This is a genomic window from Sphingobacterium cellulitidis, assembly GCF_043187465.1.
Taxonomy (GTDB): Bacteria; Bacteroidota; Bacteroidia; order Sphingobacteriales; family Sphingobacteriaceae; genus Sphingobacterium; species Sphingobacterium cellulitidis.
This window is the reverse complement of the sequence record NZ_CP171136.1, coordinates 1,274,528-1,300,680: the sequence shown is the minus strand read 5'-3', so window position 1 is coordinate 1,300,680 and position 26,153 is coordinate 1,274,528. Positions and strand designations below refer to the sequence as shown.

The window sequence follows — 26,153 nt, the reverse complement described above, 5'->3', positions numbered from 1 at the left end:
TAATCATTTAAACATTAAAAATTATGCATTAATCTTTGGCGGTTGCCAAATTTCTCCCAGATAGAGGGATATAAAGATAGATTTATAGTAAACTTTGGCCTTAGACAAGTCAAAGGTCTTCTTAACTAAGTTATATACATTCCATTGAAGCACTATGCCCGACACCATTCCACAACAACCGCATAAACAAAACGGACTGCACATATCAGGTTTTTCCTGATGGTCGTGGCTTGCTTTATGGGCTAATTCTTCTGAATGGTTATGGTTTTGAAAACTCTCCTTTTCATACATATCGGTACAAGGCATTAAAAATACCGCCATCATATAAATTGCCAATATGGAAAAAAAGACTTTCATATTCTTTTGCAAAGTTAGTAAAAAAGTAATGCAATGGCATTGCATTGTTTTGAATAATTACTATTTTATATAATATCCTTTTTCATTCTGAATATTTGTTTTACATACTGTTCAAAACAATATTGGCGACACTCCATACTAAATTTAAGAAGAAGTATCGCCAATATTTTTTAGTCTATACTAAAAATTTCCACTTGTACCTTTATTACTCTTGCTGTATCAAATGCTGTAAGTTCGGGTCATTCTTAATCCGTTCCATTTCACTTTCGACGATATGCAGAATATCTGATTTTATCTGACGGTAATTGCTTTCAATTTCCTGCTTCATTTTATCCTCGCCTTGCTCATCTACAAAGGATAGGATTTGCGGTATCTTTTGATAGGCTTTTGTTTCGGCGGCTACCTTTTCATTATCGACCACGATTTCTGCGTGAAATATCTTTTGTTCGATACGATCGTCAAAATTATCCGATACAGAACCGACAAACATACCCTGCGTTAAGGTTGAAATTTTGGAAGCCGGAATAAGGCTGTCTAATTGTGTAGAAATAGAAGTTGATTTATCATTACGGTTTATCGTCATACTTTGACGTTTCTGTAATACTTTTCCAAAACGTTCCGAAAGGCTTTTTGCCGTTTCTCCTACAACCTGTCCACTGAATACATTACCTACGGTGTTTTGAATAACTTTAGCTTCTTTATCGCCGTAATCACGTATCAACTGCGAAAAGTCCTGAAAGCCCAAGCACACAGCCACCTTATTACTTCTCGCCGTTGCGATAAGATTGTCCAACCCTCTAAAATAAATCGTGGGCAACTCATCTATAATAACCGAACTCTTTAATTGTCCTTTCTTATTGATGAGCTTGACAATTCGGGAGTTGTACAAGCCCAAAGCTGCGGAGTAGATATTTTGACGGTCGGGATTGTTACCCACGCACAAAATCTTCGGCTCGTTCGGGTTGTTGATGTCCAATGAAAAATCATCGCCTGTCATAACCCAATACAACTGCGGTGATATCATTCGTGACAAAGGGATTTTAGCCGATGCAATTTGTCCCTGCAACTGGTCTTGTGCTCCGCCTTGCCAAGCATCCATAAATGGTGAAAGATAGTTTTCCAAATCAGGATACGAAGTTAAAATGGTAAATACATCCGAATACTTTTTATTCAGCAATTCAATGGCGTGTGGAAAGGTGCAATACTTACCATTCTCGTAAATTTTTAAAAACCAGATGATAGCCGCTAAAAGAATAATTGGAGATTCGACAAAGAAATCTCCTTGTTTTTGTATCCAGCTTCTGTTGAGGTTCAACATAATCGTGTAAGCGGCTTCGTAAGCATCGGATATGTCAGTCATAAAATCTGGATTGAGCGGATTGCAACGATGGCTCTTGCGTGGATCGTCAAAGTTGATGACGTAGAACTTTGGTTTTATTTCGTACTTATCCTGATGTTTCAATAAATGATTATAAGCAATAGTAGAAAGGTCGTCAAACTTGAAATCGTAGATATACATCGAAAAACCTTTTTCAATTTGTTGCTTGATATAATTGTTAACGACGGCATACGATTTACCAGAACCCGGAGTCCCCAAAACAATCGTTGCTCTGAAAGGATTTACGATATTGATCCAGCCCTTGTGTTCCTTTTTATTGTACCAAAATTTAGTAGGCAGGTTTACGGAATATTCATTTTCCATCAATTTGGTTTCCTGCATAAAACTTTCGTTCTCCATATTGAAAACATCATCCATCAGGTTGTTTTTCAATAACCTGCTTATCCAAACCCCAGCCATCAGCAAAGCAATATAACCTAGTCCGATAGTCAGTATATAAAAGAATGTGCCAATGATGGGCGACAACTTTAACAGTGGTGTATTCAGAAAGAACAGCAAAAAACCAATTCCCAAAGCCACGTAAATCTTTGACCAGGTTATCTTCTCGTTCTTCACGCCTTTGGTTCCCAAACAGCTTAAAGCCAATAACACGATTGCAAATACTTTGGTATATAAAGTATGCGAAAACAAACCGGCTGTTCGGTCAAAATTCCCTAATATTTTATTGATTACTTCTAGTGTCCAGCCACGTTCCATAAAGAAACCATAACAAAACCAATAAAGATGCATCAGTACTAATAGAATACTAACTGCTCTCATAAAAGCCATTATTTTGGCTAAACCTCTTAAATCGTCTTCTCCTTGCATTATTTTTAATTTTAATGTTCGGGCGTGAATTTAAAGACTATAAAGATTGGCTTTGGAAAAGTGGTAGTGGATGGCGGTGAGTGGCAGGGTTCGGCTGGGTCTAAGAGGTATAGCTTCTATACCCCTTTTATATAGTAATATTTATAGGTAGTAAAATAAAAATACTTTAGTTATATCGACCTTCTTTTGTTTTATACCCGTTAGCAACATTTTTTGTTTTGCTGAATAGGTGGACAAGGAACATTTCCATAACTACAATAAACACAACAGTCGCCTTGCTTTGGTTTAAGAACATGTTTGCACTTTTCACATTCGTAAAAATATTGGCAAGCATCTGTCGGCATTGTTTCTTCTTTCTTGTGTCCGCAGTTGGGGCAAGTGATTATTGATTGCAATTTGATTTCCATTTTAATTTTAATTTTTCGCGGTTACAGAATACCCTGTTGAGTTTATTGCTTTTTCAATTTCAGAAATATTTGTTTTCGAGTTGTCAAACTCTACGATTGTATTTCCATTTTCATAAGAAGCTTTTAGATTGACAATCCCTATCAATTTATTCACTTCGTGATTTATGTGTTCTTCACAACTTGCACAAGTCATTCCGCTAATCGTAAATTCTACTTTTTCAATATTGGATTTGTCCACTATTATGATTTGCTTTTCTGTCTTTGGGTAGAAAACACTTGAATAATATGGAAAAGCAAGCATTACTATTGCAAATGATGTTACAATTCCTAAAAACGTTTTCGACTGAATGAATTTTGGTTTTTCTGCTGTTTCACAATTGCAATCAATTTGCTTTTTAGGCTTTAACTTTTGATACCAAGCAAAACCAAGAACCAAAATTGTCAAACCGATAAAATACGGTCTGAAAGATTCAAGCCAAGAAAAAGTGGAGGCAAGTCCGCTTGTTCCTGCAATGAGAGCCAAAACTGGTGTAACGCAACAAAGTGAAGCTGCAATTGCAGTCAAAAGTCCTGCGCCGATAAGTTTGTTGTTTGTTTTCATATTGCTTCTATGACTTTGTTTTCATCAAGTATTTTAAAAAACGGTTTTAGCAATTTTTCATATTCCTTGGTCAATGAATAAAAAATAGTTTGGGCCTCCCTGTCTGTTTCTACTAGATTACGGTCTTTAAGTTTTCGTAAATGTTGTGAAACTGCCGAGATTGTCATTCCAAGAACGTCGCTTATATCGCAAACACAAAGTCGTTTTTCTTCGTAAAGTAGGAAGAGAATTTTAAGTCTTACGGTATTTCCTGCCAATTCAAGCCCATTCGATAAATAATCAAACGAATCGTTAAGCTCTAAAACCCGGTCTTTACAGCGGTTTATTTGTTCAATGTCTGCTTGTTGACGTATACAAGAATTATTACCCATAGTGCAAATATAGTTAATTCGTTTATTTAAGCAAATGCTAAAATACAATTTAACAAATCGTTTTAAAAGCAGATTTTAATTCCAAAAGATGACTTACTATAGTCTTCTTTTCTTTTTCTTCATCCTATTAGCAAAATCCTGTTCCTCGTAATCTTCCCCCTGTGCTTCAGGTATGAGCAAACCTCCAAAGGCTTCTATCAAACCGTCTTCGTGTTTTTCAGTATTTAAGAAGTCGAACAAATGATGTGGTTCTTCCGCAGGTAAATCCTCCGTATCAGTTGGTTTGGACAATTTTGGTAGGGGTGCAACTGGCTCTTTAATCTCCGCTTTGATATTATTGTTCCAATAATCATTAAAGGTATTGGCAGAAAGTTCTTTTGCCAATCGTGAACCGTTCCAAACGCTTTTAGAGTTGTGGTCAATGAACGACATACCGTAAATTCGTCCGGTATCGTTTCTGCGTATCACTACATTGATACCTTGCTCGCCTAACTGTTTTTTAAAGCTCAATTCGTCAACCGTTGATTGCAGGGCAATGGTAACGGCTGATTTTAAAGTCTGTTTGGTTGCGGTATCTTTCAGGGTTGTTTTGCATTTCGCAAAATGCAATTCCAAAGCCGGAAGCCCTGCGTTCTTTCCGAAAAACGAAGCCTTGAACGGATGTCCTGCTTTTTCGCCTTTCTCATTCAATGGAATGTACAATAAACCCTGCTGTGCCTTTCCGTGTAATTCTCCCTCCACTTTCTCGGTGGTAATATTGAACAGGGAAAGCAAAGCATTGTATTCTACCAAAGTTTGGTATTGATAATAGTTCGGCAAGTGGCGAATGACCGAAGCAATCTGACTTTTTATATCACTTGCCCGATAATCCACCGGACGAAAAACCTTATCATTGTGATTACGTTCTTTGTCCGTTGCGGGTATCAGACCGTGTTTTCTTTCCAGTTCACGGCATACACTCATAGACCGCATTTTCTCAAAACTATCCGAAATTTTCACGCCCTGTTCGTCCACGCAGACCGATACGATATGGATATGACTACGGTCAATATCGGTATGTTTGAAGACCACAAAAGGCTGTTCGCCGTAACCCATTTCACGCATATATTCTTCCGCCATTTCCCTAAACTTATCATCATCTACATTATCCTTGGGATCAGGATTGAGCGAAATATGCAACGTATGTTTCTCGGTATTGCGGTTGGCGATGAGATAAGGAGCAAAAGATTGGGCTAATTGTGCTACGGAATAATGTCCGTTAGCAGTTTCAATTATCTTATTGGCGAACAAAATTTGTCCATTTTCGTTCTCCACTTTGAGCTGATTATATGCCAAGGCTCCGTATAAATTTGCGCTTCTACCAATTTTCGCAATCATTTCTGCTGTTATTTTTTCAGATATTTTACATCAAATTCTTCCGTTATCTGGACAATTTCTTTAAACAAGGCGGTCATTTCAGCCGTATGTTTTTCCAATTTATAGAGATATGCTGCTGCCTTTTTCTCCGAAAAGTTCTTATACAATAGCTTTACGACCTGATTATAATTCACGCCAATAGATCGAAATTGACTGTGAAACGAAGTCAATCGCATATAAAAATCAATTGTTCCTTTGTCTATTTTAACAGATTTTATCGTCTTATCGAAGATGCAAGAGGTTATAAAATGTGCCTTAACCTGCATACCGGACTTTTCAAATAAGTCAAGAAAACGGGCATGCTCTTCCTCATTAAAGGAAATCGTGTACCGGATTTTAGCGGGATCGTTTTTTAGAGGACGCCCGCCCTTTTTTAACTGCTTTCTGCTGTTTTCATTCATCACTAATCCATTTTTAATTCATACAAAACGCCGACTTCGGAGGACGTTTTCTGCCCCCGGCAGGGCAAGTTGTTTTGAGCATCGGAAATCTTTTCGAGATGCTCAAAACACAACTTGCCGTGTTCTGGTGAACACAAAAATCCGCCCTTCGGGACGGATTAAATGTAGCAGGGATAAACGGCTTGATGCCGTTCTGCTTTTGTCCAGTTCCTCAAGATGCCTTTGCATAAATCTGTTAATAAAATTCTATATACAAAGTAAGACACTACTTATGAGAGCATCACAATCAGACACATAGCCAAACACTGCCTTTGGGTGCCAAAGACTACCACCCATCAATAACGAGCCGATTCAATCGCTTTATTTGCCGTATAGTTTTAGTGCAGGTAATAAAAAATGTAATGAGGATAAAAAATAAATTGGGTTTTAGTACAGAAATTTTGGAATAAAAGCATAGGGTTTTAAAAACATAAAACTGTAAAAGCATAAAAGCGGTAAAGCAATTTACAAGTTGTAAGGTTTTCCAGTTGCTAAAAATGATTACCCACCAAGCGGTAATAAAAGCAAATAACAATCAAGAAAATTTCCAAAAGGGGAATACAGGCATATAGGAAATAGGTACTATTTAAATAAACCAATATTCAAACCTGCCAAACAAATAAAATGTGTAACAATAAATCTTTAAATAATGGAAACAAAAAAGAAAACTTTAAAAATTAGTTTTTCAACGCCTAAAGGCGGTGTTGGAAAATCTACTATGACCGCATTACTTTCAAGTGTATTGCATTATCGTTTAGCTTTTAATGTCCTTGTAATGGATTGTGATTTCCCACAACACAGCTTAGCCAATATGAGGGAAAGGGATTTGAAAACTATTATGCAGAATGATTACCACAAAAGAGCTGCAATGAAGTTGTATCAAAGTATCAATAAAAAAGCATATCCGATTATCAGTTGTAAACCGGAGGATGCCTTGTCAAAGGCTTTAGAATACGTAAATCAATCTGCAATAGAGCCTGATATAACTTTTTTTGATCTTCCCGGAACAGCTAATACAAAAGGTGTGCTCACGACCTTAAGAACAATGGATTTTATTTTTTCTCCAATTAGTGCTGACCGTCTAGTTATGGAAAGTACACTGAGCTTTACTAAAGCATTCCTTGGCTTGCCCGAAACGGAGGAGAGTAATGAAGATCAGAAAATGTGGATGTTTTGGAATCAGGTAGATGGTCGAGAGAAAACAGGAATATACGAGGCTTATCAAAGCGTTATTAACGAACTCGATTTATCTGTGATGAATTCTCGGATAATGGATAGTAAACGTTTCAGAAAAGAGACGGACGATACACCGAACAGTGTATTTCGGTCAAGTCTGTTACCTGCCGAACCTCAACTAATGAAAGTAACGAGACTGGATTTATTTATTGAAGAATTTTTAAAAATTGTTAATCTCTAAAATAGTTAAGTATGTCAACAGATAAGAGAAGAAAAGATTTTGATAAGCCCGATGTTGATGAAGAATTAATCATGAATATCATGAGTGGTAATCAATCTGTTACTATACCCGAAGTTATTCAACAACAGAAAATACAGAAGGAAACAAAACCAAAAGCCCGCAATAGCTCCCTAAAGAAGGTGGATTATGAGGAGACATTTCTGGTCAATCGTTTTCCTTCAGGTCGAAACGGAAAGGTCGTTTACATTCGTCCAGAATATCACGAAAGGTTGTTACGGATAGTACAATTAACAAGAGAAGAAAAGACTACACTCTATTCTTATATCGACAACATTCTTGAACACCATTTTAGAGAGTACGGGGACGATATTACAGATTATTTCAACGAACGTTTTAAACCAATTTTATAGTTATGGAAATTGTAATAGTAATATGCCTGCTGATCGTCATTGTCCTGCTTTTGCAGGATAAGATTATCATTAAGAAAAGGTCAAAACAAAAACCTCCGCAAAAGAAAGTCAATCCGGATCTGCCCGATATTATGGGACAGCCCAAACCCGTAGAACGCCTTTCAGTGCCAAACACTGCCAATGAACGCCAGATTGAGGAACCAGAGGTAAATCCCGATAATTTAGACATTGAATACGACGAAAATGAAAACAGGAGTATTCAGATTCCGCAGGAAGAGCTGGATGAAGTTTTTAGCAATCAACCTGATTTTGAAGAAGAGGAAGAAGAATGGAACAGGTACGGAATATCTGGTGGCGATAATGGTTTTGCCCAAGGGGTTACCTTTGAAGAACTAAGCTCCGTGGGGATGTTGCTTCAGCAAGAAAAACTGGAGTCATCTCAAAAGGAAACAGCGATAGCAATCGTTCAGAAAATACAGGGAACCGAATTATTTAGTCTGCTGGAAAATTCTATAGCGGGTGCATCCAGTAAAATTGCCAAGCTATTGGATAGCTCACTCTCATCTGAAACGGAAATCAGTTCTTCCACTTTGCGGAACAATGATTTAGATGATTTTGATATTGGGGAGTTTGTCTGAAACGGAATTATTTTAATTGAGCCTGAAAAACTAAATTTCAGGCTCAACTTATTTTTACATTTACTTTGCCAACTTCAATATTCTGTAAGCCCCTCTTGCTACAATTACAAATACAATAGCTCCAATAATCAAATCTGGATAACTTGAATTGAGCCAATTAACTAAAAGACCAGCAACAATAACTCCCGAATTGATAATGACATCATTTGATGTGAATATCATCGAAGCCTGCATATGCGCTTCTTTACTTTTGTTCTTTTGTAAAAGATAAAGGCAAAATACGTTTGCAATCAATGCTAAAACTGAAACGACAATCATTGTCTTGAAATCGGGCATAGCTTCAATTCCCATACAACGTCTGATTACTTCAACGAAACCTATAATAGCCAGTAAGACTTGGAAGTATCCTGCAAATCTGGCGATGTTGTTTTTTAAAGCGATTGTTCCACCCACGGCGATTAATGCCAATGCGTAAACGACACTGTCGGCAAGCATATCCAAACTATCGGCTACCAACCCCATTGAGCCTGAAAAAACACCGAATAACATTTCCAATCCAAAGAACAGGAAGTTGATAATCAATACGATCCAAAGTAATTTCCGTTGCTTGTTGCTTGTATCTGTTTCAACAACGAAATTACTTTTTTCGGTTGAAACCAATGTCGTATTTAGATTCAGTGTTCCCAGAGCCAAAAAAATTGGCTCTGGGTTTCCATCGTGATAAACGTCTAATTTTCTATTGGCTATATCGAATTCCAATCCTTTTACCGTATCAAAGTCTTGCAGTTTCATACGGATTAATTGCTCCTCGCTTGGGCAATCCATTTTAGTTATATTGAATATGGTTTTTTCCATTTATTTTAAAGCTTAAATTTTATTCCTCCGTTAATCACAAATCCGTCCAAAGGTGCATAATTGTCTTTAAAAACTGGATTGGTTATTGTTCCTGTATAAATGCTGTCAAAGCGTGTTTGTCGGGTGTCGAGGAAGTTTTCAAAGTTGATGTACAGAGAAAATCTTTCCCAAATCTTTTCAGCCATAAATCCAGTAATAAAGTAATCTTTGCCCGTAGTTCCATTATTCAGTTTTTGGCGACTGAAATAATAGGCTTCCAGACCAATTTTCCATTTGTCTTCTATTTCATACATCAGGATGGAATTAATGCGGTGTTTTGGTGTTAAAGGGCTTTCTACAGTCGTTCCATTATGGTGTAATCGGGCATCTGTATAGGTATAACCCAAAAACAATTTCAGGTCATCATAACCAATTTTAATATTGGTTTCTGTTCCTTTGGTATGGATGTAGCCAGGAGAATTAACAAACTGATACAGATTTGCCGAGGAGTTTTCAAGTAACAAGGGATTATCCAAATAGGTGTAAAAGAACAATTGATTTATGCTAAATGACCAATCTTCCCCAATGTAGGTGCGGTAATTGATGTCTGCATTTGCTCCATAACTTTTTTCCAATTTATTGGTCTTGTCGTCAATGGGCATTACATTTTGATATTGTAGGCGTTCGCTTTCTTCCGTAAAAATGGTAGGTGTTTTATAGCCAAATCCACCACCAACTCGTGAAGTTAAGCCCTCGGCAATGTGGAATAGAGCTGAAACTCTCGGTAAGAATACCACCCCATAATCCACAACATAATCCGTTCTAAAACCTGTTTCCAATTGAAACCAATCCGTAGCATTAAAAGAATTTTGTACAAAAGCACCGAATGTAGTCTGATTATAATCTCTCAACGGAGATGCCATAATCTGCTTTTCTTTGAAATTATCCGTCCAAATATTAATACCTGTGACCCATTCCGATTTTTCAGTACTGTTGGTGTAGTTGGCTTCGGTAAAACTTGCTGTTTGTGTTCCCTCAAACTTATAGTTTGGAATGGTAGTATTTCGGTTAAAATAACTTACACTATTTTTGACTTGAACAGTACTGTTTTCATTGATGATATGGTCGAAAATAAATTGTGTGGAATAGCGTTGTGTTTTATTTTCCTCAAAATATTGGTTTGTATTATCTCCATTTCCTTTGATGTAAAGCATATCACCTCCCAAACGGCTCTCGATCGTTGTGTTGATACCGAAGTTCAGTTTCGTCTTTTCATTGAAATAAACGAAGAGCTTCGGATTCAGTACATAGCGTTCGAATTGTGGAATAGCGGATAGTCCGTTCTTAGCAGGATCATAAGCTGCGTTACGGTTATGGGAAGCAAATATAGTTGTTCCAATTTTATTAAACCTTTGTCCATAAAAGCCGTTTATATCCAAACCCCTGCCGGATGTTCCATTGAGGTGAAAACCTAAATCTCTCTCATAGGTCGGCGTTTTGGAAATCAGATTGACCAGTCCAGCTATTGCTCCGCCTCCATATAGTGTAGATGTAGAGCCTTTGATGACTTCTACTTGTTTGAGGTCAAGTGGTGGTATCTGTAACAAACCCAATCCACTTGAAGCACCTGAATAAATGGGGAAACCGTCTTTCAGGATTTGTGTATATCTTCCATCAAGTCCCTGAATACGAATACTTGCATTGGCACTGGTAGGCGAAGTGGTTTGTACGTGAATACCTGTGCTTTCCGCTAAAAGCATACGAATATCTCCCGGTTTCATGTTCCCTTTTTCGCCCAGTTCTTCACTTCCAATAAATTCAATACGGGTAGGGATATTTTGTATACTCCTTGTGCTTCTTGTGGATGAAATGACAACTTCCTCTAACTCCTCTGAACTTTCTTTGAGTAAGATTTCAATAGGACTGTTGTCAGCTAATGGAAATTCCAATGTATCTATATAGTCGTTAAAACCGATATAGCTAAAATGTATTTCCTGTATCCCATCAGGAATATTTTCTATTATGATGAGACCGTTTTCGTTTGATGTAGCGGCAAGCGAGGTTCCTTTTATAGATGCTGTCACTCCAATCAAAAGATTTTTGTTTTCACTGTTTCTAATAACAGCATTTAAAATGTTTTGTGCAAATACACAGAGATTTAGTGTCATAAAAAATGACACAAAGACTATTTTTTTCATTGTATAAAAAAACATTAATGTTTGAAAAATGAGAATTGACGGTTTGTAGCACCGTAATCTGTTATTGTGCCGAAGACACTAAAAACATTAATTAATCTTAGGGGGTTGCCAAATGGAAGAGAGGAAGTCTGAAACAGCTGACGCTGTTATTACACCTAATTTCTTTTTAGGTTGTTGGACATAATTGGATGTTAAAGCATAAAAGGAAGTAATTACAAATCCAGTACAGGTATTGCATTTAGAAAAAGGCGAGCAACATTCCATACCGCAATCGTCGCTATCTTGTTCTTGACTATTTGTTGTTTGATTCACTAGGTCAAAACATTTATCTTCCATAAAGCTTGGCAAGGTCGATAAGACCAAAACCATTAATGCTAATATGTACGACAAGGATTTCATTTTACGAAGATAGTAAAAACCTCTCTCTTCCTGTCAACACCTCTCTATTTTCTTTAGCAATTCAGCCACCCACAGCCAAACAATTCCTCTCACTGCCACTTTGTTATCACGCCTTGATTTCTAAAACACCTTTGTCCCGAAAGTCCGCAAGGTGCGGGATAACAGTAACAAATTAATGTGTTTCAATTATGAAAAAACAAAGTAAAAAAGTTTTGCTGGCAGCCGTAGCAATGCTGTCAGGAATGGGTGCGTTCGCACAGGGAAACGGGTCGGCAGGTATCAACGAGGCTACCCAAATGGTAACGTCTTATTTCGACCCTGCCACCCAACTCATTTATGCGATTGGGGCGGTTGTCGGCTTAATCGGAGGTGTTAAGGTGTACAACAAATTCAGCTCGGGCGACCCCGACACATCGAAGACGGCGGCTTCGTGGTTCGGTGCGTGTATCTTCCTGATTGTTGCGGCTACTATCCTGCGTTCATTCTTCCTGTAAACCTCTGCCTTATGAACAGTTATAACATTAACAAAGGCATTGGCAGGACAGTGGAATTTAAAGGGCTGAAAGCCCAATACCTGTTCATATTCGCTGGTGGTCTGCTCGGTACGCTCATCTTCGTGATGATATTGTATATGGCTGGCGTAAGTAATTACGTCTGCCTGTTTCTCGGAGCTGGCGGTGCTTCGCTCATTGTATGGCAGACCTTTTCGCTGAACCGAAAGTACAGAGAACACGGACTAATGAAAGTAGGTGCGAGAAAACGACACCCTCGCTACATTATTTGTCGTAAGCCTGTACGCAGGTATTTAAAATTCACTCCTAAACCGAAAGCCGTATGAGAAATGTAGCCAAAACAACCACATTGGAACATAAGTTTCCACTCTTGGCAGTAGAAAACAACTGTATCCTGTCCAAAGATGCGGACATAACCGCCTGTTTTGAAGTACGATTGCCTGAGCTGTTTACGGTAGCATCGGCTGAATACGAAGCTATTCACTCCGCCTGGCATAAGGCGATTAAGACATTACCCGATTTTACAGTCATTCACAAGCAAGATTGGTATATCAAAGAAAGCTACACTCCCGATTTGGCACAGGAAGACCAGAGTTTTCTTTCCAAAAGCTATCAACGGCATTTCAACGAACGACCATTCCTGAACCATTATTGCTACCTGTTCCTGACAAAAACGACCAAGAACAGAATGCGTATGCAAAGCAATTTCAGTTCGCTTTGCAAGGGTACGCTTATTCCAAAGGAAATCAATAAGGAAACGATACATCAATTTATGGAAGCGGTCGCACAGTTTGAACGTATCGTGAATGATAGCGGTTTTGTAAACCTGCGACGTTTGACCGAAGACAACATCATCGGAACAGACGAAAAACAGGGATTGCTGGAACAATACCTTACACTTTCGAGAGAAGCCGGAACACCAATGCAGGACATCGCATTAGGAGCGGAAGAAGTGCGTATCGGCAACAAAAGGCTGTCTTTGCACACCTTGTCCGATACGGACGACCTGCCTGCAACTGTTTCGGCTGATACCCGCTTTGAAAAGCTATCTACCGACCGGAGCGACTGCCGTTTGTCGTTTGCTGCACCCGTAGGGTTGTTATTGAGCTGTAACCACATTTACAATCAGTACCTATTCTTGGATAACAGCGAGGACAACCTGCAAAAGTTTGAGAAATCTGCCCGTAATATGCACTCTTTAACCCGTTATAGTCGGGCGAACCAAATCAATAAGGAGTGGATTGAGAAGTATCTGAACGAAGCACACAGCTTCGGGCTATCTTCTGTAAGAGCACACTTCAATATTATGGCTTGGTCGGAAGACCCTGCGGAACTCAAACAGCTAAAGAACGATTGCGGTAGTGCGTTGGCACTAATGGAGTGTAAGCCCCGCCACAACACGACAGACGTTGCCACATTGTATTGGGCTGCAATGCCAGGCAATGCTGGCGATTTTCCGAGTGAGGAAAGTTTCTATACGTTTATAGAACCTGCCTTGTGCTTCTTTGCAGAAGAAACGAATTACCACAATTCGCCCTCTCCGTTCGGTATCAAAATGGCGGACAGGCTTACAGGAAAACCAATCCATTTGGATATTTCCGATTTGCCGATGAAACGTGGGATTATCACGAACAGAAACAAGTTCATACTTGGTCCGTCAGGTTCGGGAAAATCTTTCTTCACTAACCATATGGTACGCCAATATCACGAACAGGGTGCTCACGTTCTACTCGTAGATACGGGTAACAGTTATCAGGGATTATGCGAACTCATCAAAGGAAAAACCAAAGGCGAAGACGGTGTTTACTTCACGTACACCGAAGATAACCCGATTGCGTTCAATCCCTTTTATACCGATGACGGCGTGTTCGACATCGAAAAGCGGGAAAGTATCAAAACTCTGATACTCACTCTTTGGAAACGGGACGATGAACCGCCGACAAGGTCGGAAGAAGTAGCATTGTCCAATGCTGTTTCCGGTTACATCGAACGTATCAAACAAGATGATACTTATCCGTCATTTAACGGCTTCTATGAGTATGTAAAAGACGACTACCGCAAAGTATTGGAGGAGAAACAAGTCAGGGAAAAAGATTTTGACATTGCCAATTTCCTGAATGTTCTCGAACCCTATTACAAAGGAGGAGAATACGATTATTTGCTCAACTCCGATAAGCAGTTAGACCTTCTTTCCAAACGCTTTATCGTGTTTGAAATTGATGCGATAAAAGACCACAAAATCCTCTTTCCCATAGTCACGATTATCATTATGGAGGTGTTCATTAACAAAATGCGCCGACTGAAAGGTATTCGCAAACTTATCCTGATTGAAGAGGCTTGGAAAGCGATTGCAAAAGAGGGAATGGCAGAATACATCAAGTATTTGTTCAAAACCGTGCGTAAGTTTTTCGGAGAAGCCATTGTCGTAACACAGGAGGTCGATGATATCATCCAGTCGCCCATTGTGAAAGAAAGTATCATCAATAACTCCGACTGTAAAATCCTTTTAGACCAACGCAAGTATATGAACAAGTTTGATGATATACAGGCAATGTTGGGGCTTACCGACAAAGAAAAAGGTCAGGTACTTTCCATCAATATGAACAACGATGCAAGCCGCTTGTACAAAGAGGTTTGGATTGGTTTAGGTGGTACGCACTCGGCAGTCTATGCCACCGAAGTTAGTTTGGAGGAATACCTCGCCTACACCACAGAGGAAACCGAAAAGATGGAAGTGATGCAGCTTGCTGCGGAACTCGATGGTAACGTAGAACTCGCTATTAAGCATATCGCAATGCAACGGCGGGACAATTCAAATCAATAGTCATTAACAATTTAAAAAATCAGAACAATGAAAAAAGTAATGTATCTGGTGCGTACGGCACTGATGCTCGCCGTAGCACCGTCAGCAAAAGCCCAATGGGTTGTAACCGACCCCGCTAATTTGGCTTCAGGGATTATCAACAGTGCGAATGAAATCATACAGACTTCTTCCACCGTGAGTAATGTGATAAAGAACTTCAACGAAGTAAAGAAAGTGTACGACCAGGGCAAGGAGTATTACGACAAGCTGAAAGCTATCAACAACCTTGTAAAAGATGCCCGTAAGGTGCAGCAAACCGTACTCTTGGTGGGCGATGTGTCCGAAATGTACGTGCAGAACTTCGGCAAGATGATGAACGACCCCAATTTTTCGCCACAGGAATTGGTCGCTATTGGCAACGGTTATTCGGCACTGCTCAATGAAAGTACCGAACTGCTGAAAGAACTAAAGCAGATTGTAACCTCTTCAAGCCTTTCGCTGAATGACAAAGAGCGTATGGACATTATTGACCGTGTGTACAAAGAGGTAAAGGATTACCACAGCCTTGTACGCTACTACACCACTAAGAACATTTCTGTGAGCTACCTAAGAGCGAAAAAGAAAAACGATGCCCAAAGAGTGCTTGAACTCTACGGAACTGCTAACCAAAAATACTGGTAAACTATGGAATGGGATAATCTTCACGAACTCCTGCGATCGCTTTATGACGATATGATGCCGCTTGCAGGCGATATGGCGGCAGTAGCTAAGGGTTTGGCGGGATTGGGAGCATTGTTCTATGTAGCATTAAAGGTTTGGCAGGCTTTAAGCCGTGCCGAACCTATTGATATGTTCCCTCTGCTGCGCCCGTTCGCTTTGGGGCTGTGCATTATGTTCTTCCCGACTATCGTACTGGGAACCATCAATGCAGTGTTAAGCCCGGTGGTTGTAGGAACCCACCAAATACTCGAAGACCAGGTGATTGACCTGAACAAGCTGCAACAGCAGAAAGACCAGTTGGAATATGAGGCAATGGTCAGAAATCCTGAAACTGCCTATATGGTATCAGACGAAGAGTTTGATAAGAAACTGGACGAACTGGGTTGGTCGCCGTCCGACATTGGTACAATGGCGGGTATGTATATGGACAGGCAAGCCTACAAGATTGAAAAGGCGATAAAGGACTGGTTTCGCAATCTATTGGAAATACTCTTTCAGGCGGCGGCTTTGGTCATTGATACCATACGAACGTTTTTCCTGATAGTCCTCTCCATACTCGGACCAATAGCCTTTGCTATTTCCGTATGGGACGGCTTTCAGTCCACGCTCACGCAATGGCTCACGAGGTATGTAAGCGTTTACCTGTGGCTTCCCGTTTCGGATTTGTTCAGCTCAATGTTGGCAAGAATACAATCCCTCATTTTAGAACGGGATATAGCAATGCTTGCCGACCCCACCTACATTCCTGATACGAGCAATACCGTGTACATCATTTTTATGATTATCGGCATCATCGGGTACTTCACTATACCGACAGTAACAGGTTGGGTAATCCAAGCCGGAGGCGCAGGGAACTTTACCCGCAATGTAAACTCCACGGCAATGAAAGCCGGAAATATCGCCGGAGCAGGCGCAGGTTCGACAGTTGGAAACATCGGCGGTAAACTGATGAATAAATAAACAATTAATCATTCTAAAAAATGGAATTTAAAACGCTAAGAAATATCGAAAACAGCTTTAGGCAGATAAGGTTATATGCCATTGTGTTTGCGGTTCTCTGCACCAGTGTGGTAGGATACGCCGTATGGCGTTCCTACCGCTTTGCAGAAGAACAACGCCAAAAAATCTATGTACTGGATAATGGTAAATCCCTGATGCTTGCCTTGTCGCAGGATGCAAGCATCAACCGCCCGGTTGAAGCAAGGGAACACGTCAGACGTTTCCACGAACTGTTCTTTACGCTTGCCCCCGACAAGAATGCTATTGAAAGCAATATGAGCAGGGCATTCAACCTTGCCGATAAAAGTGCTTTTGATTACTACAAAGACTTATCGGAAAAGGGCTATTACAGCAGGATTATTTCGGGGAACGTGCAACAACGCATAGAGGTAGATAGTGTCGTGTGCAACTTCGACAACTACCCGTATGCAGTGCGCACCTATGCCAAACAGTTCATCATCCGGTCAAGCAATGTAACCAGACGTAACCTGATTACTTCCTGCTATCTCGTTAACTCCGTTCGCTCTGACAACAACCCGCAAGGTTTCAATATTGAAAAATTTGCAGTCGTGGAAAACAGGGATATCGAAGTCATCGAACGCTAAAAACAATCTTATGGAAGCATTATCAGATTTAAAAACGTTCGCAAAAATCCTTACAGACAAAGGATATAACGGCTATTTCCATACGCAGGGTGCGTATGCCAGAAAGCTGAAAGACAGTATCAGCGAATTCCTCAAAAGCTGCCAAAAAGGTGCAGACAATTTACCTAAACAGGATTTATTTCTGACAGGCTACCTACAATGGTCGGGTGATGACAAGCCCCGTGTAGAATGCAGTATGTGGGTAAAATACCTGAATGGCAAATTTTCGCTTAGCCGTATGGAAATAGCCAAGAAAGACGGCTTCGGGCAGTTGCTTAAAAAATCAGAACTGGCAAACCTGTCCGTCATATCTGCACCCAAATTAACGGAAGCGGTCGCACTGGTCAACGATGAGCCAAAGCAACAGGCGGGTAAAAGTCCTAAGCGTTTCAAGCTGTAACAACAAATAGTAAGGCTATGAAAAAATTAAGAGCAAATATGGACAGGTACTTTGACCGGCTCGATGAACGTTGGCGGGCGTTGCCTTTGCGCAAACAGCGCCAATATACGCTGTACTTCTTTGTGGTTTACCTACTGCTCACCGTAGTGGTCATTGGCAAAGTGATGTACGACACCTCAAAGTCAGGTAACAATATGGTCATTAAACATATTGAGAACCCTGTCCTTAAAAATGGAAATCCTGCAAGGTTGCCGGATAGTGTATCAACAATTTTAAAAAATCAGATTTATGAAAGAAAATGAGAACAAAAAATCGGTTGTTCGGGTAACGGAGGGGAACCCGAATGAAACTGCTGATGTGTTGCAAGACGGCGCACAGAACAAAGCCGACAAACTCAAAAAGCCACTTATATTCCTTTTAATGGGAGTGGTATTTCTCGGCTGTATGTACCTGATATTTAAACCGTCGAAAGACAAAAAGGCGGTGGAGAACATCGGATTAAACGATGCCGTACCACAGGCTACCGGGGCAGGAATGCCTGCCGATAAAGGCAAGGCGTATGAACAGGAAATGCTCGAACGCAAAGAGCAGGAAAAGCGCAATGCACTGACCACGCTTTCTGATTATTGGAATACTGAAGACAGTGCATCTGCTGACAATGAAGAAGGTTTACCTGAACAAGATGAAGAAAGCAACGGCTTTGGCGGTGGCGGCAGAAATTCGGGAAGAAACGGTAATCATGGATTGAACAGCTACAGAAATATGCAAAGCACATTGGGTTCATTCTATCAGGATAATAATTCTGAAACAATGGAACTCCGCAGGCAACTGGACGAAATGAAAGAAAAGCTGGCCGAGAAAGATGTGCCACCTGTGGCCACCGTTGACGAACAACTCAAATTAATGGAGAAATCCTATGAAATGGCTGCAAAGTATCTTCCGCAAAATGCTAACACCGGAAATGCTGCTCCTGCCAACGGTGCAACTACTGGGGCTGCGGGTGCTAACCAAAAAGAGCAATTTGTATCGTTCACACCAACAAGAAAGAACATTGTATCAGCCTTGTACCGTGAACCGTCGGACAGTGCCTTTGCAGCCGATTGGAGCCAAACAAAAAGCCGCGGGTTCTATACCGCAGGTTCTACTGAAGAGGTAGTACAGCCTAAAAACAGCATCAAAGCCTGTGTAAACGAAGCCCAGACAGTAGTTGGCGAAACGGGTGTGCGCTTACGACTATTAGAGCCTGCTAAAACCCCGCAACGTACCATTCCCAAAGGAACAATTGTAACGGCTAATGCAAAATTTCAGAATGGCAGGCTACAATTAAAAGTTACCTCCGTAGAACTGGAGGGCAACATCATTCCGGTAGATATAATCATTTACGATTTGGACGGGCAGCAAGGCTTGTACGTTCCGTATTCGCCGGAAATGAATGCACTTACCGAAATGGCGGCCAATATGAGCCAGACAGGGGGAACAAGCGTAATGCTCACGCAGAATGCCGGACAGCAGGTAGCGGCTGATTTAAGCCGTGGCGTGGTACAGGGTATCTCAGGCTATTTCGCCAAGAAAGTAAGAACGCCAAAGGTTACACTGAAAGCGGGCTATCAGGTCTTTCTTGTATCTAAAAAATAATGTTGAACTCAAATAAATAAAACAATGAAAAATCATTTAAAAACCTTTTGGGCTTTTGCCCTGATACTCGGCTTTGCCGTAAACTCTTACGCACAGGACACCATCAGAACGCCGCTTGCCCTGGGCAAGATAGAACCGTACCGTATGGAAGTAACTTACGATAAAACTTCGCACTTGATTTTCCCGACCGCCATTCGTTATGTGGACTTGGGCAGCGAATACCTGATAGCAGGAAAAGCCGAAGATGCAGAAAACGTGTTGCGTGTGAAAGCATCTGTAAGGGACTTTGAGCCTGAAACCAATTTTTCCGTTATCACGAATGACGGTCGTTTTTACAACTTCAACGTGTATTACAGTTCCTACCCGGCGGCAATGAGCTATGACCTGCTCACGATGCAGAAAGCGGTAGATAAAGCCAATGGTAACGATGTGCTTTTTGAAGAATTGGGCAACAATTCGCCCTCGCTGGCAGGCTTGCTACTGGAAACCATTTACAAGAAAGACAAACGCATTGTAAAGCATATTGGAGCTAAGAGCTTCGGCATTCAGTTTATGCTCAAAGGCATTTACATCCACAACGGCAAATACTATTTGCATACGGAATTGAGAAACCGTACCAATGTGCCATTTCAGATTGATTTTGTGAATTTCAAGGTAGTGGATAAAAAGGTAGCCAAACGTACCGTAGTACAGGAACGTCCGATGATACCGCTACGCACTTACAAACCATTGGACGAGATCGGTGGAAAAACCATCGAGCAAAACGTGTTCATGTTAGACCAATTTACCATTGCTGATGACAAGGTATTACTGATTGAGATTTTCGAGAAAAACGGTGGCAGGCATCAAACACTTCAGATAGAAAACTCTGATTTAATCAAGGCTCGTTTGATTAACGATATGCACCTGAAATTTTAATAACCCTTTAAATAAGATAGCAATAAAATGAAAAAGTATATCTATACCGTGATGCTTGTTTTAATGGGCATCACAATGGCACAGGCACAACGAATGCTGCCTAAACAGAAAGGCTTGGAAATAAGCACAGGCGTATTATCCAATGATAAGATTGGCAATGATTATTACATCAGTGTAGCGATGACTGTAAATGGTAAAAACGGCAATTACCAGCTTTGGGCATTGGAATATACACACCAATACCACGACTATAAAGACCTGCGCATACCGCAGGAAAGTTATAGTGCCGAAGGCGGTTACAGTTTCTACTTGTTGGGCGATGCCCGAAAAAACATCACGCTGAATTTAGGAATAACAGGCGTAGTCGGTTATGAAAGCATTAACCGGGGCGAAGCTATGTTGTATGACGGATCGAAGATACTGAGCGAGGACAATTTTATCTACGGAGCTGGTGGACGGCTCACATTTGAAACGTACCTGTCCGACCGATTTGTATTAGTCCTGCAAGGGCGTACAAAAGTCCTTTGGGGTAAAGACTTAGAACAGTTCCGACCGTCCGTAGGTATGGGATTAAGGTTTAACTTTTAAAACAGAAAACAATGATAGCAATATTCAATAATTTCAGAATAGGATTACTGCCGATATATGTATTCCTGGCAATCCTCACAGCTTCGGTTACGTTGGTATCTTGTAGCAAAGATGATGAACTCGAAATACAAAAGGACTTTCCTTTTGAGGTCAAAGTGATGCCAGTGCCTAAATATGTTGCCAACGGCCAGACGGTAGAGATCCGCATTACAATACAGCGAACTGGAAATTATAGCAGCACGCAATATTTCCTTCGCTACTTCCAGTTTGACGGAAAGGGCACACTTAGGTATTACGATGAGCCGCCGTACCTACCTAATGATCTGTATGAGTTACCAACCGAGCAGTTCCGTTTGTACTATACTTCGGCATCTGCAGTATCTCAATCCTTTGAGGTTTGGATTTCGGATAACTTCGGGAACGAAAAGCAGATAACTTTTCAGTTTAACAGTAGTGATTAATACAGCATGTCAATTCATAAAAAACGGCTTATTGGATTGGTAAGCCGTTTTTGTATTGAATACGCATCGTTCAGGGGCTAAACAAATATTTTTTTGTAAATTCAAATAGTGGAAATAAACTATGGTTGCATCACTCGTTATAGGTATCATATTTTTGGTTGCAGGCTTGGTACTTCGTTACTGGATTAACCGTAGAAAGTTTTACAGGCGCAGCTCTATGGGAACTGAGGGGTTCTCATCTTATGAAAGTTCGATTTTCATTAAATTGATTGAAAAGGTTGGCAAATGGATAGCTTATGCGTTGATTATATTTGGGCTGTTGTCGTTATGGGTTTATTCCCGTGAAAAAAAGGAAAAACAGCAGCCTGACGTAACAACCGAACAACCTGCCCAACGCAGATAATTATTACAGAATTTTAAAAGCAAATCGGATAGCCCAAAAGGTTATCCGATTTTTTATGACTACAAATCCGTACAAATAAAAGAAGAGAGCCTTAACGGCAAATATATTTCATCTGGGCTATGTTTTATATAATCTTCTTTAACATCATCCCACATAAAGCCTGGTCTAACTAGCGTAAAGTCATTTATTTTATTTACTGATTGAACATAGCTGTAACCCCACGGAGATTTGTAAATAATTTGACCTTGAACTGCCAGTGTATCGAAGTTTTTTTCTGCAAGTTGCTTCATAACTTTTTTAAATGCTGGACAAACTTTGTAATAAAACACCATCAGATTCTGTTCAAGTCCTTTGGTTCGCTGTTTTAGGTCAGAAATTCTAAGATTGATTTTAATTTGCAAATCATCAAAATTATTTTCAAAATCATCAATATTTTTCCACCCTAAATAATGAAGCGTGTTTAGAAGCATTGAAAAAAAGTAATGCATCTCGCCATCTTTCCAATAATTGTTTATCAGGCAAACAATCGTGTTTACAAGTGCATCGGCTTTTAATTCCTCAACTTTCTTTTTTGTATAATCAAATTCGTATTCTTTAAAGCCTGTTCTTGCCAACATTAAAAAGTCGCCTATTAAGTTTAAACAACAACCTTTCACATTATTGTTGTCATAATTGTTGCTAAACGGAAGATAGCTAAAGAAATGTTGCTTTTCTTGCTCGTCGTATTTTTCTGTTTTGCCTCCATATTCAAGTATCAGCTCAAGCGTTATCAAATATTTGGTTAAGTCTGTTAATGTGGGTTTATAGTTTTGGGGTCTATTGTTACCATAAAGAAGTTCTTGCTGATTATAATACAGATTATCAAAATAGCTTGTCAATTTTCTTTTTTCAGACTTTAGCAACGCAAAAGAAAGATTACGAACTATTTTTACTTCGTTTTTCTCATTGCCATCAATGTTACCTAAATTTTCTTCCTGTTCATCAATGCTAATATCAATCTGTCTGTTTATGGACAGAGATTTTGAGTGAATGAATTTTAAAACATCTAAAACCCGAAGCGAAAGAGAAGAAAGCAAAAGACTTTTCTCATACGCAGAATGCTCAATTGGTTTGTAAGAAGAAAGGTCATACAGCTTTTCGGGCTCGTTGTTTCCGTCTCTTTTTGCATCTGTAGTTTTACGGCTATTCAGAATACTTGCACTTTCTTCGTTTTCCGTTTCATCAATTATCGCATAATGCAACAAGTCGAGAACTTTGCTTAGTTCTCCATTTTGGATTTCGCTGTAAATCATTTCTATGTCTTCAGTTTTAGGATTTGGATGGGTTTTGGCAAGATGAAAATAATCAGACACCAAAAGTTTGTTTGATACAAATTCATCCTCCATATTAGCCAATTGAACGTACTGAAAACTACCTAATTCTGCATTGAGTTTTACTTTTAGTTCTTGCTCAAACTTCGAGAATGTTTGGGAATGAAAATATCGGTTCTCTTTATCAAAAAGCATAAATTTAAACGGTTCTGAGAAATTGCCATTTAAGTGAATTGTAAGCTCATCATAAATCAATTCTGCGCTAAGAAGTTGAACCTGAAATTTATTATTCTTGATTATCGTTTCATAAATGGATTTATGAGCTGTAGAAGTAAAATCTGAAAGTTGTTTTTTGTTGCCAACTTTCAATTTTATGCCTAATTTATTAAGCAAGCCACCTTTTTCAGATCGTATAAGAAGTGAAACTTCTGCATTTGCATTTTTTCCTGCTAATGCCAAGCCCTCCGGTGTTATATTGGCACTTCCGAAAAGGCAAAATTCTTTACCATCTTTTGTTTTAATATGGATAATCTTTCCGTGAAGTTTAGAGTTTGAATTATCAGATTTCGAATATTGAACTCTACTGATACCAGCATTGCACCAGTCGTAAAATGAAAATGTTTTACTTAAATCCATTGCCGATGGAATAAAACCACTTTCTTCTAAAACCACATTAATATCTGCTTTTGGGAAAAGATTTTTAAGCTCTTGCAGTACCTTTCCTTTGCTATCATAAAATGGAGAAATGGTAGTAATTTCAACAATTTTTTCGTTGCTAATATGTTTTAATAGCTCATTCCAAATCGAAGAGGTTTCGGAATTGAATAAAAAAGCAACTTTCTCTTTTTGTGAAGTATTTAAAAATTCAAACGGTTTTACTGCTGGTAATTCATTAAGCCATTTTGAATGTTCAATTATCCACCTTGTGGTCTTTTCATTCATCTGACCTTTAACTGTTGATGAAAGCATCGATAAATAATTCCAAGCAGATGAAAATATTGGGGCGTTCTCGGTCGAACGAATATCAAAATGATATGCTCCCCAAATTTCATCGTTGTTTCCATTTCCCGAATTGGTAAGATTTCCTGAACCAACAATTAATAAACCCTCCTTATCGCCAAATAGCATCCAGATTTTTGGATGAAATACTGAATTTTGAAAAACAGGATAAAGTGAATAACCGGCAGTAAGTTGCATTTCTTCGCCAGTGGCTTGTCGCATCAACTCTGAATAATAGTAGCCGTCAATAAAAACATTAATGTTTCTCACACCACACGAACGCAACCATTTCATTGCTTTCATTTCAAAAAAGTAAAAGTCAAAGCTGAAAGTGGTAAGAATACAAGAATGGTATCTTCTGCTTCCAATTAAAGTCAAAATGTTTTCTCTTTCTAATGCCATTAGTCAACCAAAAGTTTTGTGTGAAGCGGAGACAAAACCTTTTCCTCGTCGATTACCTGCAAATCAAACATTATGTTTTGCAAAGCATTCATTCTCGGCGATGTATTTCTTGGTGGAAATATGTCGATGAAACGGATGTATTGTTCTTCTATAAAAAATTTATGCGTGGATTGTGAGCCATTACCCATTTTTCTAAGGGCAACCATTGTGTGTCTGTAAATTATTTTGCGTAAAATAAATTGTTCAACAAAATCTTTAAGAATTTCTTTCTCTGCTTTATGAACTGTAAGGATGCCATCAACCATATTTCCATCTCTTTCTGTTCTCTTTCTACTCATAAATTCTTTCAAAGGATGCAATTGTTCTCTATTATTTTTGAACAGCTGAAGTAAAAGCATGAAACCGTATTTACCAGCAAGAATTGGGTCGTTGGTTTGGTTGATTGCTCTTTTCGTTTCCTCTTCGTCGTTCGTATCTGGAATGAGTGATAAAATTTCTGAAACTAAAGATGTGGGCTGTATTGATTGGTTAAAATCTTTGCAAATTTCTTTTGAGATGCTATCCGAAAACTTCTCAACAAAAGACGGCAAATATTGGTCTTGTTGAAAATCGTAAAGATGTTGCAGCAATGCCCAAAATATTGTTCCGCAACTGTATTGCCAATATTCATTTAGTTGATAGCAATACCAACCGATGTTTGTTTCTGTTTCGGGTTGAGTGCTTGAACCTAATTTTTTATGATAGCTTTCGAGCAAAAATTTATACCAATTATAGTCATTATCGTTTTGAACCGCTGTTTTTATTAGCGATAAAATGGTTTCTCTTCTATGAAAAGTCACCAATTCTTCAACTTCTTGGCTTGGCTCATCTTTGTCAAGGAGCATTTCCATATACAATTGCCATTCACTGCTTTCAGTTTCTATAGTCTCAATCGCAAAATATTTGATTAGTTCTGGTATATCCGATTGGTAAAGCTTTCCTTTTTTTATGTTGCTGTAAAATAACTCTTTTATTTGGGGGGATAATGATATCTCAAAAGCATTAGCTAATTGTTTTCCTGAAACTTTTTGTCTGGGATGTGGTTGGCTTATATTGTAAACAACGTCTCCAAAATCATTTACCGCAGTAATAATTAATGAAAGAGCTTGCATCGCCCCATAATAATATTGCCCAAAAGCACCGGACGGATATTTCCAATACACATTTTTGTCTGTACCGTCTTTATCAGCCCCCTCAGCTAAATCAAAATAATCATTTTCAATCGTGTTGAGTAGGTTTGATGCGAAATTACTTCCTGTAATTTGCTGAACTGCTTTCCGCTGACTTTGCATTATGATAGCAATCATTAACTCAGCCCTGCGAATAAAGCGGTATTGCTCTTTTGAATTTCCCTTTTTCTCTGTTTTAAAGTAAAAATCTAATAACCAGCAATAAAAGCCATAGTACCGCAGTCGATTAGTCAAGTTAGAAATTCCGGGCAACATCGTTGCATAAGTTGCCTCTGAAGTTGTCTGAAGCCCTAATGGGTCAAGTCCTGTAATTAAATTTATTGATGCTCCCCAAAACGGATAGTTTGATTTGCCTTTTTGTAATAATGCCATTTAAAAATTCTTATTGAATTTGTTATTAACCTATAATTTTCAAATTTACAAAATAAACTATGCT

General features: G+C 39.2%; 28 protein-coding genes. 16 read left to right on the top strand and 12 right to left on the bottom strand.

Features of this window, described 5'->3' with window-relative positions; genetic code table 11:
• Positions 1-21 precede the first annotated feature (21 nt).
• The 7 genes from ACF3OC_RS05675 to mobA all read right to left on the bottom strand — a co-directional run bounded on the left by ACF3OC_RS05675 (position 22) and on the right by mobA (position 5,759).
• Positions 22-357 (bottom strand): DUF6660 family protein, encoded by a 336-nt coding sequence (locus tag ACF3OC_RS05675; RefSeq protein ID WP_209023052.1) that lies wholly within the window; start codon positions 355-357, stop codon positions 22-24.
• Positions 358-562: 205 nt separating this feature from the next.
• A complete protein-coding gene (gene mobC, locus ACF3OC_RS05670) occupies positions 563-2,566 on the bottom strand; it encodes a conjugal transfer protein MobC (RefSeq protein WP_209023135.1) in 2,004 nt (667 codons plus the stop codon).
• A gap of 197 nt (positions 2,567-2,763) precedes the next feature.
• A complete protein-coding gene (locus tag ACF3OC_RS05665) occupies positions 2,764-2,970 on the bottom strand; it encodes a GDCCVxC domain-containing (seleno)protein (RefSeq protein ID WP_002993202.1) in 207 nt (68 codons plus the stop codon).
• A gap of 7 nt (positions 2,971-2,977) precedes the next feature.
• The gene (gene merTP / locus ACF3OC_RS05660; RefSeq protein WP_002993200.1) at positions 2,978-3,571 is read right to left on the bottom strand and encodes a mercuric transport protein MerTP; all 594 of its coding nucleotides are present in this window, start codon (positions 3,569-3,571) and stop codon (positions 2,978-2,980) included.
• The gene (locus ACF3OC_RS05655) at positions 3,568-3,942 is read right to left on the bottom strand and encodes a metalloregulator ArsR/SmtB family transcription factor (RefSeq protein ID WP_002993197.1); all 375 of its coding nucleotides are present in this window, start codon (positions 3,940-3,942) and stop codon (positions 3,568-3,570) included. The genes merTP and ACF3OC_RS05655 overlap by 4 nt, the downstream gene beginning before the upstream one ends.
• A 96-nt stretch (positions 3,943-4,038) precedes the next feature.
• Complete coding sequence (gene mobB, locus ACF3OC_RS05650; RefSeq protein ID WP_392471078.1) at positions 4,039-5,319, bottom strand: conjugal transfer protein MobB; 1,281 nt, start codon at positions 5,317-5,319, stop codon at positions 4,039-4,041.
• 8 nt (positions 5,320-5,327) lie between these two features.
• Positions 5,328-5,759 carry a conjugal transfer protein MobA gene (gene mobA, locus ACF3OC_RS05645; protein WP_002993194.1) on the bottom strand — a complete coding sequence of 144 codons (432 nt, stop codon included), beginning with the start codon at positions 5,757-5,759 and terminating at the stop codon, positions 5,328-5,330.
• Between the two features lie 688 nt (positions 5,760-6,447).
• Between mobA and ACF3OC_RS05640 the strand changes: the two genes are divergently transcribed.
• Genes ACF3OC_RS05640 through ACF3OC_RS05630 form a run of 3 tightly spaced genes read left to right on the top strand, consistent with a single transcriptional unit; the run spans position 6,448 to position 8,263 of the window.
• Positions 6,448-7,215 (top strand): ParA family protein, encoded by a 768-nt coding sequence (locus tag ACF3OC_RS05640; RefSeq protein WP_002993188.1) that lies wholly within the window; start codon positions 6,448-6,450, stop codon positions 7,213-7,215.
• Positions 7,216-7,226: 11 nt separating this feature from the next.
• Positions 7,227-7,625 carry a DUF3408 domain-containing protein gene (locus tag ACF3OC_RS05635; RefSeq protein WP_002993187.1) on the top strand — a complete coding sequence of 133 codons (399 nt, stop codon included), beginning with the start codon at positions 7,227-7,229 and terminating at the stop codon, positions 7,623-7,625.
• Positions 7,626-7,627: 2 nt separating this feature from the next.
• On the top strand, positions 7,628-8,263 hold the full coding sequence (locus ACF3OC_RS05630) for a hypothetical protein (protein WP_002993186.1): 636 nt from the start codon (positions 7,628-7,630) through the stop codon (positions 8,261-8,263).
• 60 nt (positions 8,264-8,323) lie between these two features.
• Here the strand turns inward: ACF3OC_RS05630 and ACF3OC_RS05625 are convergent, their stop codons facing one another.
• The 3 genes from ACF3OC_RS05625 to ACF3OC_RS05615 form a co-directional block, all read right to left on the bottom strand.
• On the bottom strand, positions 8,324-9,118 hold the full coding sequence (locus ACF3OC_RS05625; protein ID WP_094280386.1) for a cation transporter: 795 nt from the start codon (positions 9,116-9,118) through the stop codon (positions 8,324-8,326).
• A gap of 5 nt (positions 9,119-9,123) precedes the next feature.
• Positions 9,124-11,295, bottom strand: a complete 2,172-nt coding sequence (locus tag ACF3OC_RS05620; protein WP_094280385.1) for a TonB-dependent receptor plug domain-containing protein — start codon at positions 11,293-11,295, stop codon at positions 9,124-9,126.
• An 87-nt stretch (positions 11,296-11,382) separates the two neighbouring features.
• Positions 11,383-11,694, bottom strand: coding sequence for a hypothetical protein (locus ACF3OC_RS05615; protein WP_002993183.1), 312 nt, complete (start codon positions 11,692-11,694; stop codon positions 11,383-11,385).
• A 188-nt stretch (positions 11,695-11,882) separates the two neighbouring features.
• Between ACF3OC_RS05615 and ACF3OC_RS05610 the strand changes: the two genes are divergently transcribed.
• The 13 genes from ACF3OC_RS05610 to ACF3OC_RS05550 all read left to right on the top strand — a co-directional run bounded on the left by ACF3OC_RS05610 (position 11,883) and on the right by ACF3OC_RS05550 (position 21,777).
• Positions 11,883-12,188 (top strand): DUF4134 domain-containing protein, encoded by a 306-nt coding sequence (locus ACF3OC_RS05610; RefSeq protein ID WP_002993181.1) that lies wholly within the window; start codon positions 11,883-11,885, stop codon positions 12,186-12,188.
• A gap of 11 nt (positions 12,189-12,199) precedes the next feature.
• Positions 12,200-12,532, top strand: a complete 333-nt coding sequence (locus ACF3OC_RS05605) for a DUF4133 domain-containing protein (RefSeq protein WP_002993179.1) — start codon at positions 12,200-12,202, stop codon at positions 12,530-12,532.
• Positions 12,529-15,030: a TraG family conjugative transposon ATPase gene (locus ACF3OC_RS05600; RefSeq protein WP_312790575.1), complete on the top strand. Its 2,502-nt coding sequence runs from the start codon at positions 12,529-12,531 to the stop codon at positions 15,028-15,030. The genes ACF3OC_RS05605 and ACF3OC_RS05600 overlap by 4 nt, the downstream gene beginning before the upstream one ends.
• 27 nt (positions 15,031-15,057) lie before the next feature.
• Positions 15,058-15,690: a DUF4141 domain-containing protein gene (locus ACF3OC_RS05595; RefSeq protein ID WP_094280383.1), complete on the top strand. Its 633-nt coding sequence runs from the start codon at positions 15,058-15,060 to the stop codon at positions 15,688-15,690.
• A gap of 3 nt (positions 15,691-15,693) precedes the next feature.
• Positions 15,694-16,689: a conjugative transposon protein TraJ gene (gene traJ / locus ACF3OC_RS05590; RefSeq protein ID WP_002993175.1), complete on the top strand. Its 996-nt coding sequence runs from the start codon at positions 15,694-15,696 to the stop codon at positions 16,687-16,689.
• 20 nt (positions 16,690-16,709) lie between these two features.
• Positions 16,710-17,333 (top strand): conjugative transposon protein TraK, encoded by a 624-nt coding sequence (traK, locus tag ACF3OC_RS05585; RefSeq protein WP_002993173.1) that lies wholly within the window; start codon positions 16,710-16,712, stop codon positions 17,331-17,333.
• A 10-nt stretch (positions 17,334-17,343) separates the two neighbouring features.
• Positions 17,344-17,772: a hypothetical protein gene (locus tag ACF3OC_RS05580; protein ID WP_094280382.1), complete on the top strand. Its 429-nt coding sequence runs from the start codon at positions 17,344-17,346 to the stop codon at positions 17,770-17,772.
• 17 nt (positions 17,773-17,789) lie between these two features.
• Positions 17,790-18,074, top strand: coding sequence for a hypothetical protein (locus tag ACF3OC_RS05575; protein ID WP_002993171.1), 285 nt, complete (start codon positions 17,790-17,792; stop codon positions 18,072-18,074).
• Entirely contained in the window at positions 18,061-19,407 is a 1,347-nt protein-coding gene (gene traM / locus ACF3OC_RS05570) for a conjugative transposon protein TraM (protein WP_312790570.1), read from the top strand. The genes ACF3OC_RS05575 and traM overlap by 14 nt, the downstream gene beginning before the upstream one ends.
• Positions 19,408-19,431: 24 nt before the next feature.
• On the top strand, positions 19,432-20,325 hold the full coding sequence (traN, locus tag ACF3OC_RS05565) for a conjugative transposon protein TraN (RefSeq protein WP_002993169.1): 894 nt from the start codon (positions 19,432-19,434) through the stop codon (positions 20,323-20,325).
• Positions 20,326-20,352: 27 nt separating this feature from the next.
• Entirely contained in the window at positions 20,353-20,913 is a 561-nt protein-coding gene (locus tag ACF3OC_RS05560) for a conjugal transfer protein TraO (protein ID WP_002993168.1), read from the top strand.
• A gap of 11 nt (positions 20,914-20,924) precedes the next feature.
• Positions 20,925-21,374: a DUF3872 domain-containing protein gene (locus ACF3OC_RS05555; protein ID WP_002993167.1), complete on the top strand. Its 450-nt coding sequence runs from the start codon at positions 20,925-20,927 to the stop codon at positions 21,372-21,374.
• Positions 21,375-21,495: 121 nt separating this feature from the next.
• Positions 21,496-21,777, top strand: a complete 282-nt coding sequence (locus tag ACF3OC_RS05550) for a hypothetical protein (RefSeq protein WP_002993166.1) — start codon at positions 21,496-21,498, stop codon at positions 21,775-21,777.
• A 59-nt stretch (positions 21,778-21,836) separates the two neighbouring features.
• Here the strand turns inward: ACF3OC_RS05550 and ACF3OC_RS05545 are convergent, their stop codons facing one another.
• On the bottom strand, positions 21,837-24,488 hold the full coding sequence (locus ACF3OC_RS05545; RefSeq protein ID WP_094280380.1) for a hypothetical protein: 2,652 nt from the start codon (positions 24,486-24,488) through the stop codon (positions 21,837-21,839).
• Positions 24,488-26,089 (bottom strand): hypothetical protein, encoded by a 1,602-nt coding sequence (locus ACF3OC_RS05540; RefSeq protein WP_002993163.1) that lies wholly within the window; start codon positions 26,087-26,089, stop codon positions 24,488-24,490. The genes ACF3OC_RS05545 and ACF3OC_RS05540 overlap by 1 nt, the downstream gene beginning before the upstream one ends.
• Positions 26,090-26,153: the final 64 nt, after the last annotated feature.

Coding starts and splice junctions, on each gene's coding strand:
- ACF3OC_RS05675 (WP_209023052.1), bottom strand. CDS start 357: ATGAAAGTCTTTTTTTCCATATTGGCAATTTATATGATGGCGGTATTT.
- ACF3OC_RS05665 (WP_002993202.1), bottom strand. CDS start 2,970: ATGGAAATCAAATTGCAATCAATAATCACTTGCCCCAACTGCGGACAC.
- merTP (WP_002993200.1), bottom strand. CDS start 3,571: ATGAAAACAAACAACAAACTTATCGGCGCAGGACTTTTGACTGCAATT.
- ACF3OC_RS05655 (WP_002993197.1), bottom strand. CDS start 3,942: ATGGGTAATAATTCTTGTATACGTCAACAAGCAGACATTGAACAAATA.
- mobB (WP_392471078.1), bottom strand. CDS start 5,319: ATGATTGCGAAAATTGGTAGAAGCGCAAATTTATACGGAGCCTTGGCA.
- mobA (WP_002993194.1), bottom strand. CDS start 5,759: ATGAATGAAAACAGCAGAAAGCAGTTAAAAAAGGGCGGGCGTCCTCTA.
- ACF3OC_RS05640 (WP_002993188.1), top strand. CDS start 6,448: ATGGAAACAAAAAAGAAAACTTTAAAAATTAGTTTTTCAACGCCTAAA.
- ACF3OC_RS05635 (WP_002993187.1), top strand. CDS start 7,227: ATGTCAACAGATAAGAGAAGAAAAGATTTTGATAAGCCCGATGTTGAT.
- ACF3OC_RS05630 (WP_002993186.1), top strand. CDS start 7,628: ATGGAAATTGTAATAGTAATATGCCTGCTGATCGTCATTGTCCTGCTT.
- ACF3OC_RS05625 (WP_094280386.1), bottom strand. CDS start 9,118: ATGGAAAAAACCATATTCAATATAACTAAAATGGATTGCCCAAGCGAG.
- ACF3OC_RS05620 (WP_094280385.1), bottom strand. CDS start 11,295: ATGAAAAAAATAGTCTTTGTGTCATTTTTTATGACACTAAATCTCTGT.
- ACF3OC_RS05615 (WP_002993183.1), bottom strand. CDS start 11,694: ATGAAATCCTTGTCGTACATATTAGCATTAATGGTTTTGGTCTTATCG.
- ACF3OC_RS05610 (WP_002993181.1), top strand. CDS start 11,883: ATGAAAAAACAAAGTAAAAAAGTTTTGCTGGCAGCCGTAGCAATGCTG.
- ACF3OC_RS05605 (WP_002993179.1), top strand. CDS start 12,200: ATGAACAGTTATAACATTAACAAAGGCATTGGCAGGACAGTGGAATTT.
- ACF3OC_RS05600 (WP_312790575.1), top strand. CDS start 12,529: ATGAGAAATGTAGCCAAAACAACCACATTGGAACATAAGTTTCCACTC.
- ACF3OC_RS05595 (WP_094280383.1), top strand. CDS start 15,058: ATGAAAAAAGTAATGTATCTGGTGCGTACGGCACTGATGCTCGCCGTA.
- traJ (WP_002993175.1), top strand. CDS start 15,694: ATGGAATGGGATAATCTTCACGAACTCCTGCGATCGCTTTATGACGAT.
- traK (WP_002993173.1), top strand. CDS start 16,710: ATGGAATTTAAAACGCTAAGAAATATCGAAAACAGCTTTAGGCAGATA.
- ACF3OC_RS05580 (WP_094280382.1), top strand. CDS start 17,344: ATGGAAGCATTATCAGATTTAAAAACGTTCGCAAAAATCCTTACAGAC.
- ACF3OC_RS05575 (WP_002993171.1), top strand. CDS start 17,790: ATGAAAAAATTAAGAGCAAATATGGACAGGTACTTTGACCGGCTCGAT.
- traM (WP_312790570.1), top strand. CDS start 18,061: ATGAAAGAAAATGAGAACAAAAAATCGGTTGTTCGGGTAACGGAGGGG.
- traN (WP_002993169.1), top strand. CDS start 19,432: ATGAAAAATCATTTAAAAACCTTTTGGGCTTTTGCCCTGATACTCGGC.
- ACF3OC_RS05560 (WP_002993168.1), top strand. CDS start 20,353: ATGAAAAAGTATATCTATACCGTGATGCTTGTTTTAATGGGCATCACA.
- ACF3OC_RS05555 (WP_002993167.1), top strand. CDS start 20,925: ATGATAGCAATATTCAATAATTTCAGAATAGGATTACTGCCGATATAT.
- ACF3OC_RS05550 (WP_002993166.1), top strand. CDS start 21,496: ATGGTTGCATCACTCGTTATAGGTATCATATTTTTGGTTGCAGGCTTG.
- ACF3OC_RS05545 (WP_094280380.1), bottom strand. CDS start 24,488: ATGGCATTAGAAAGAGAAAACATTTTGACTTTAATTGGAAGCAGAAGA.
- ACF3OC_RS05540 (WP_002993163.1), bottom strand. CDS start 26,089: ATGGCATTATTACAAAAAGGCAAATCAAACTATCCGTTTTGGGGAGCA.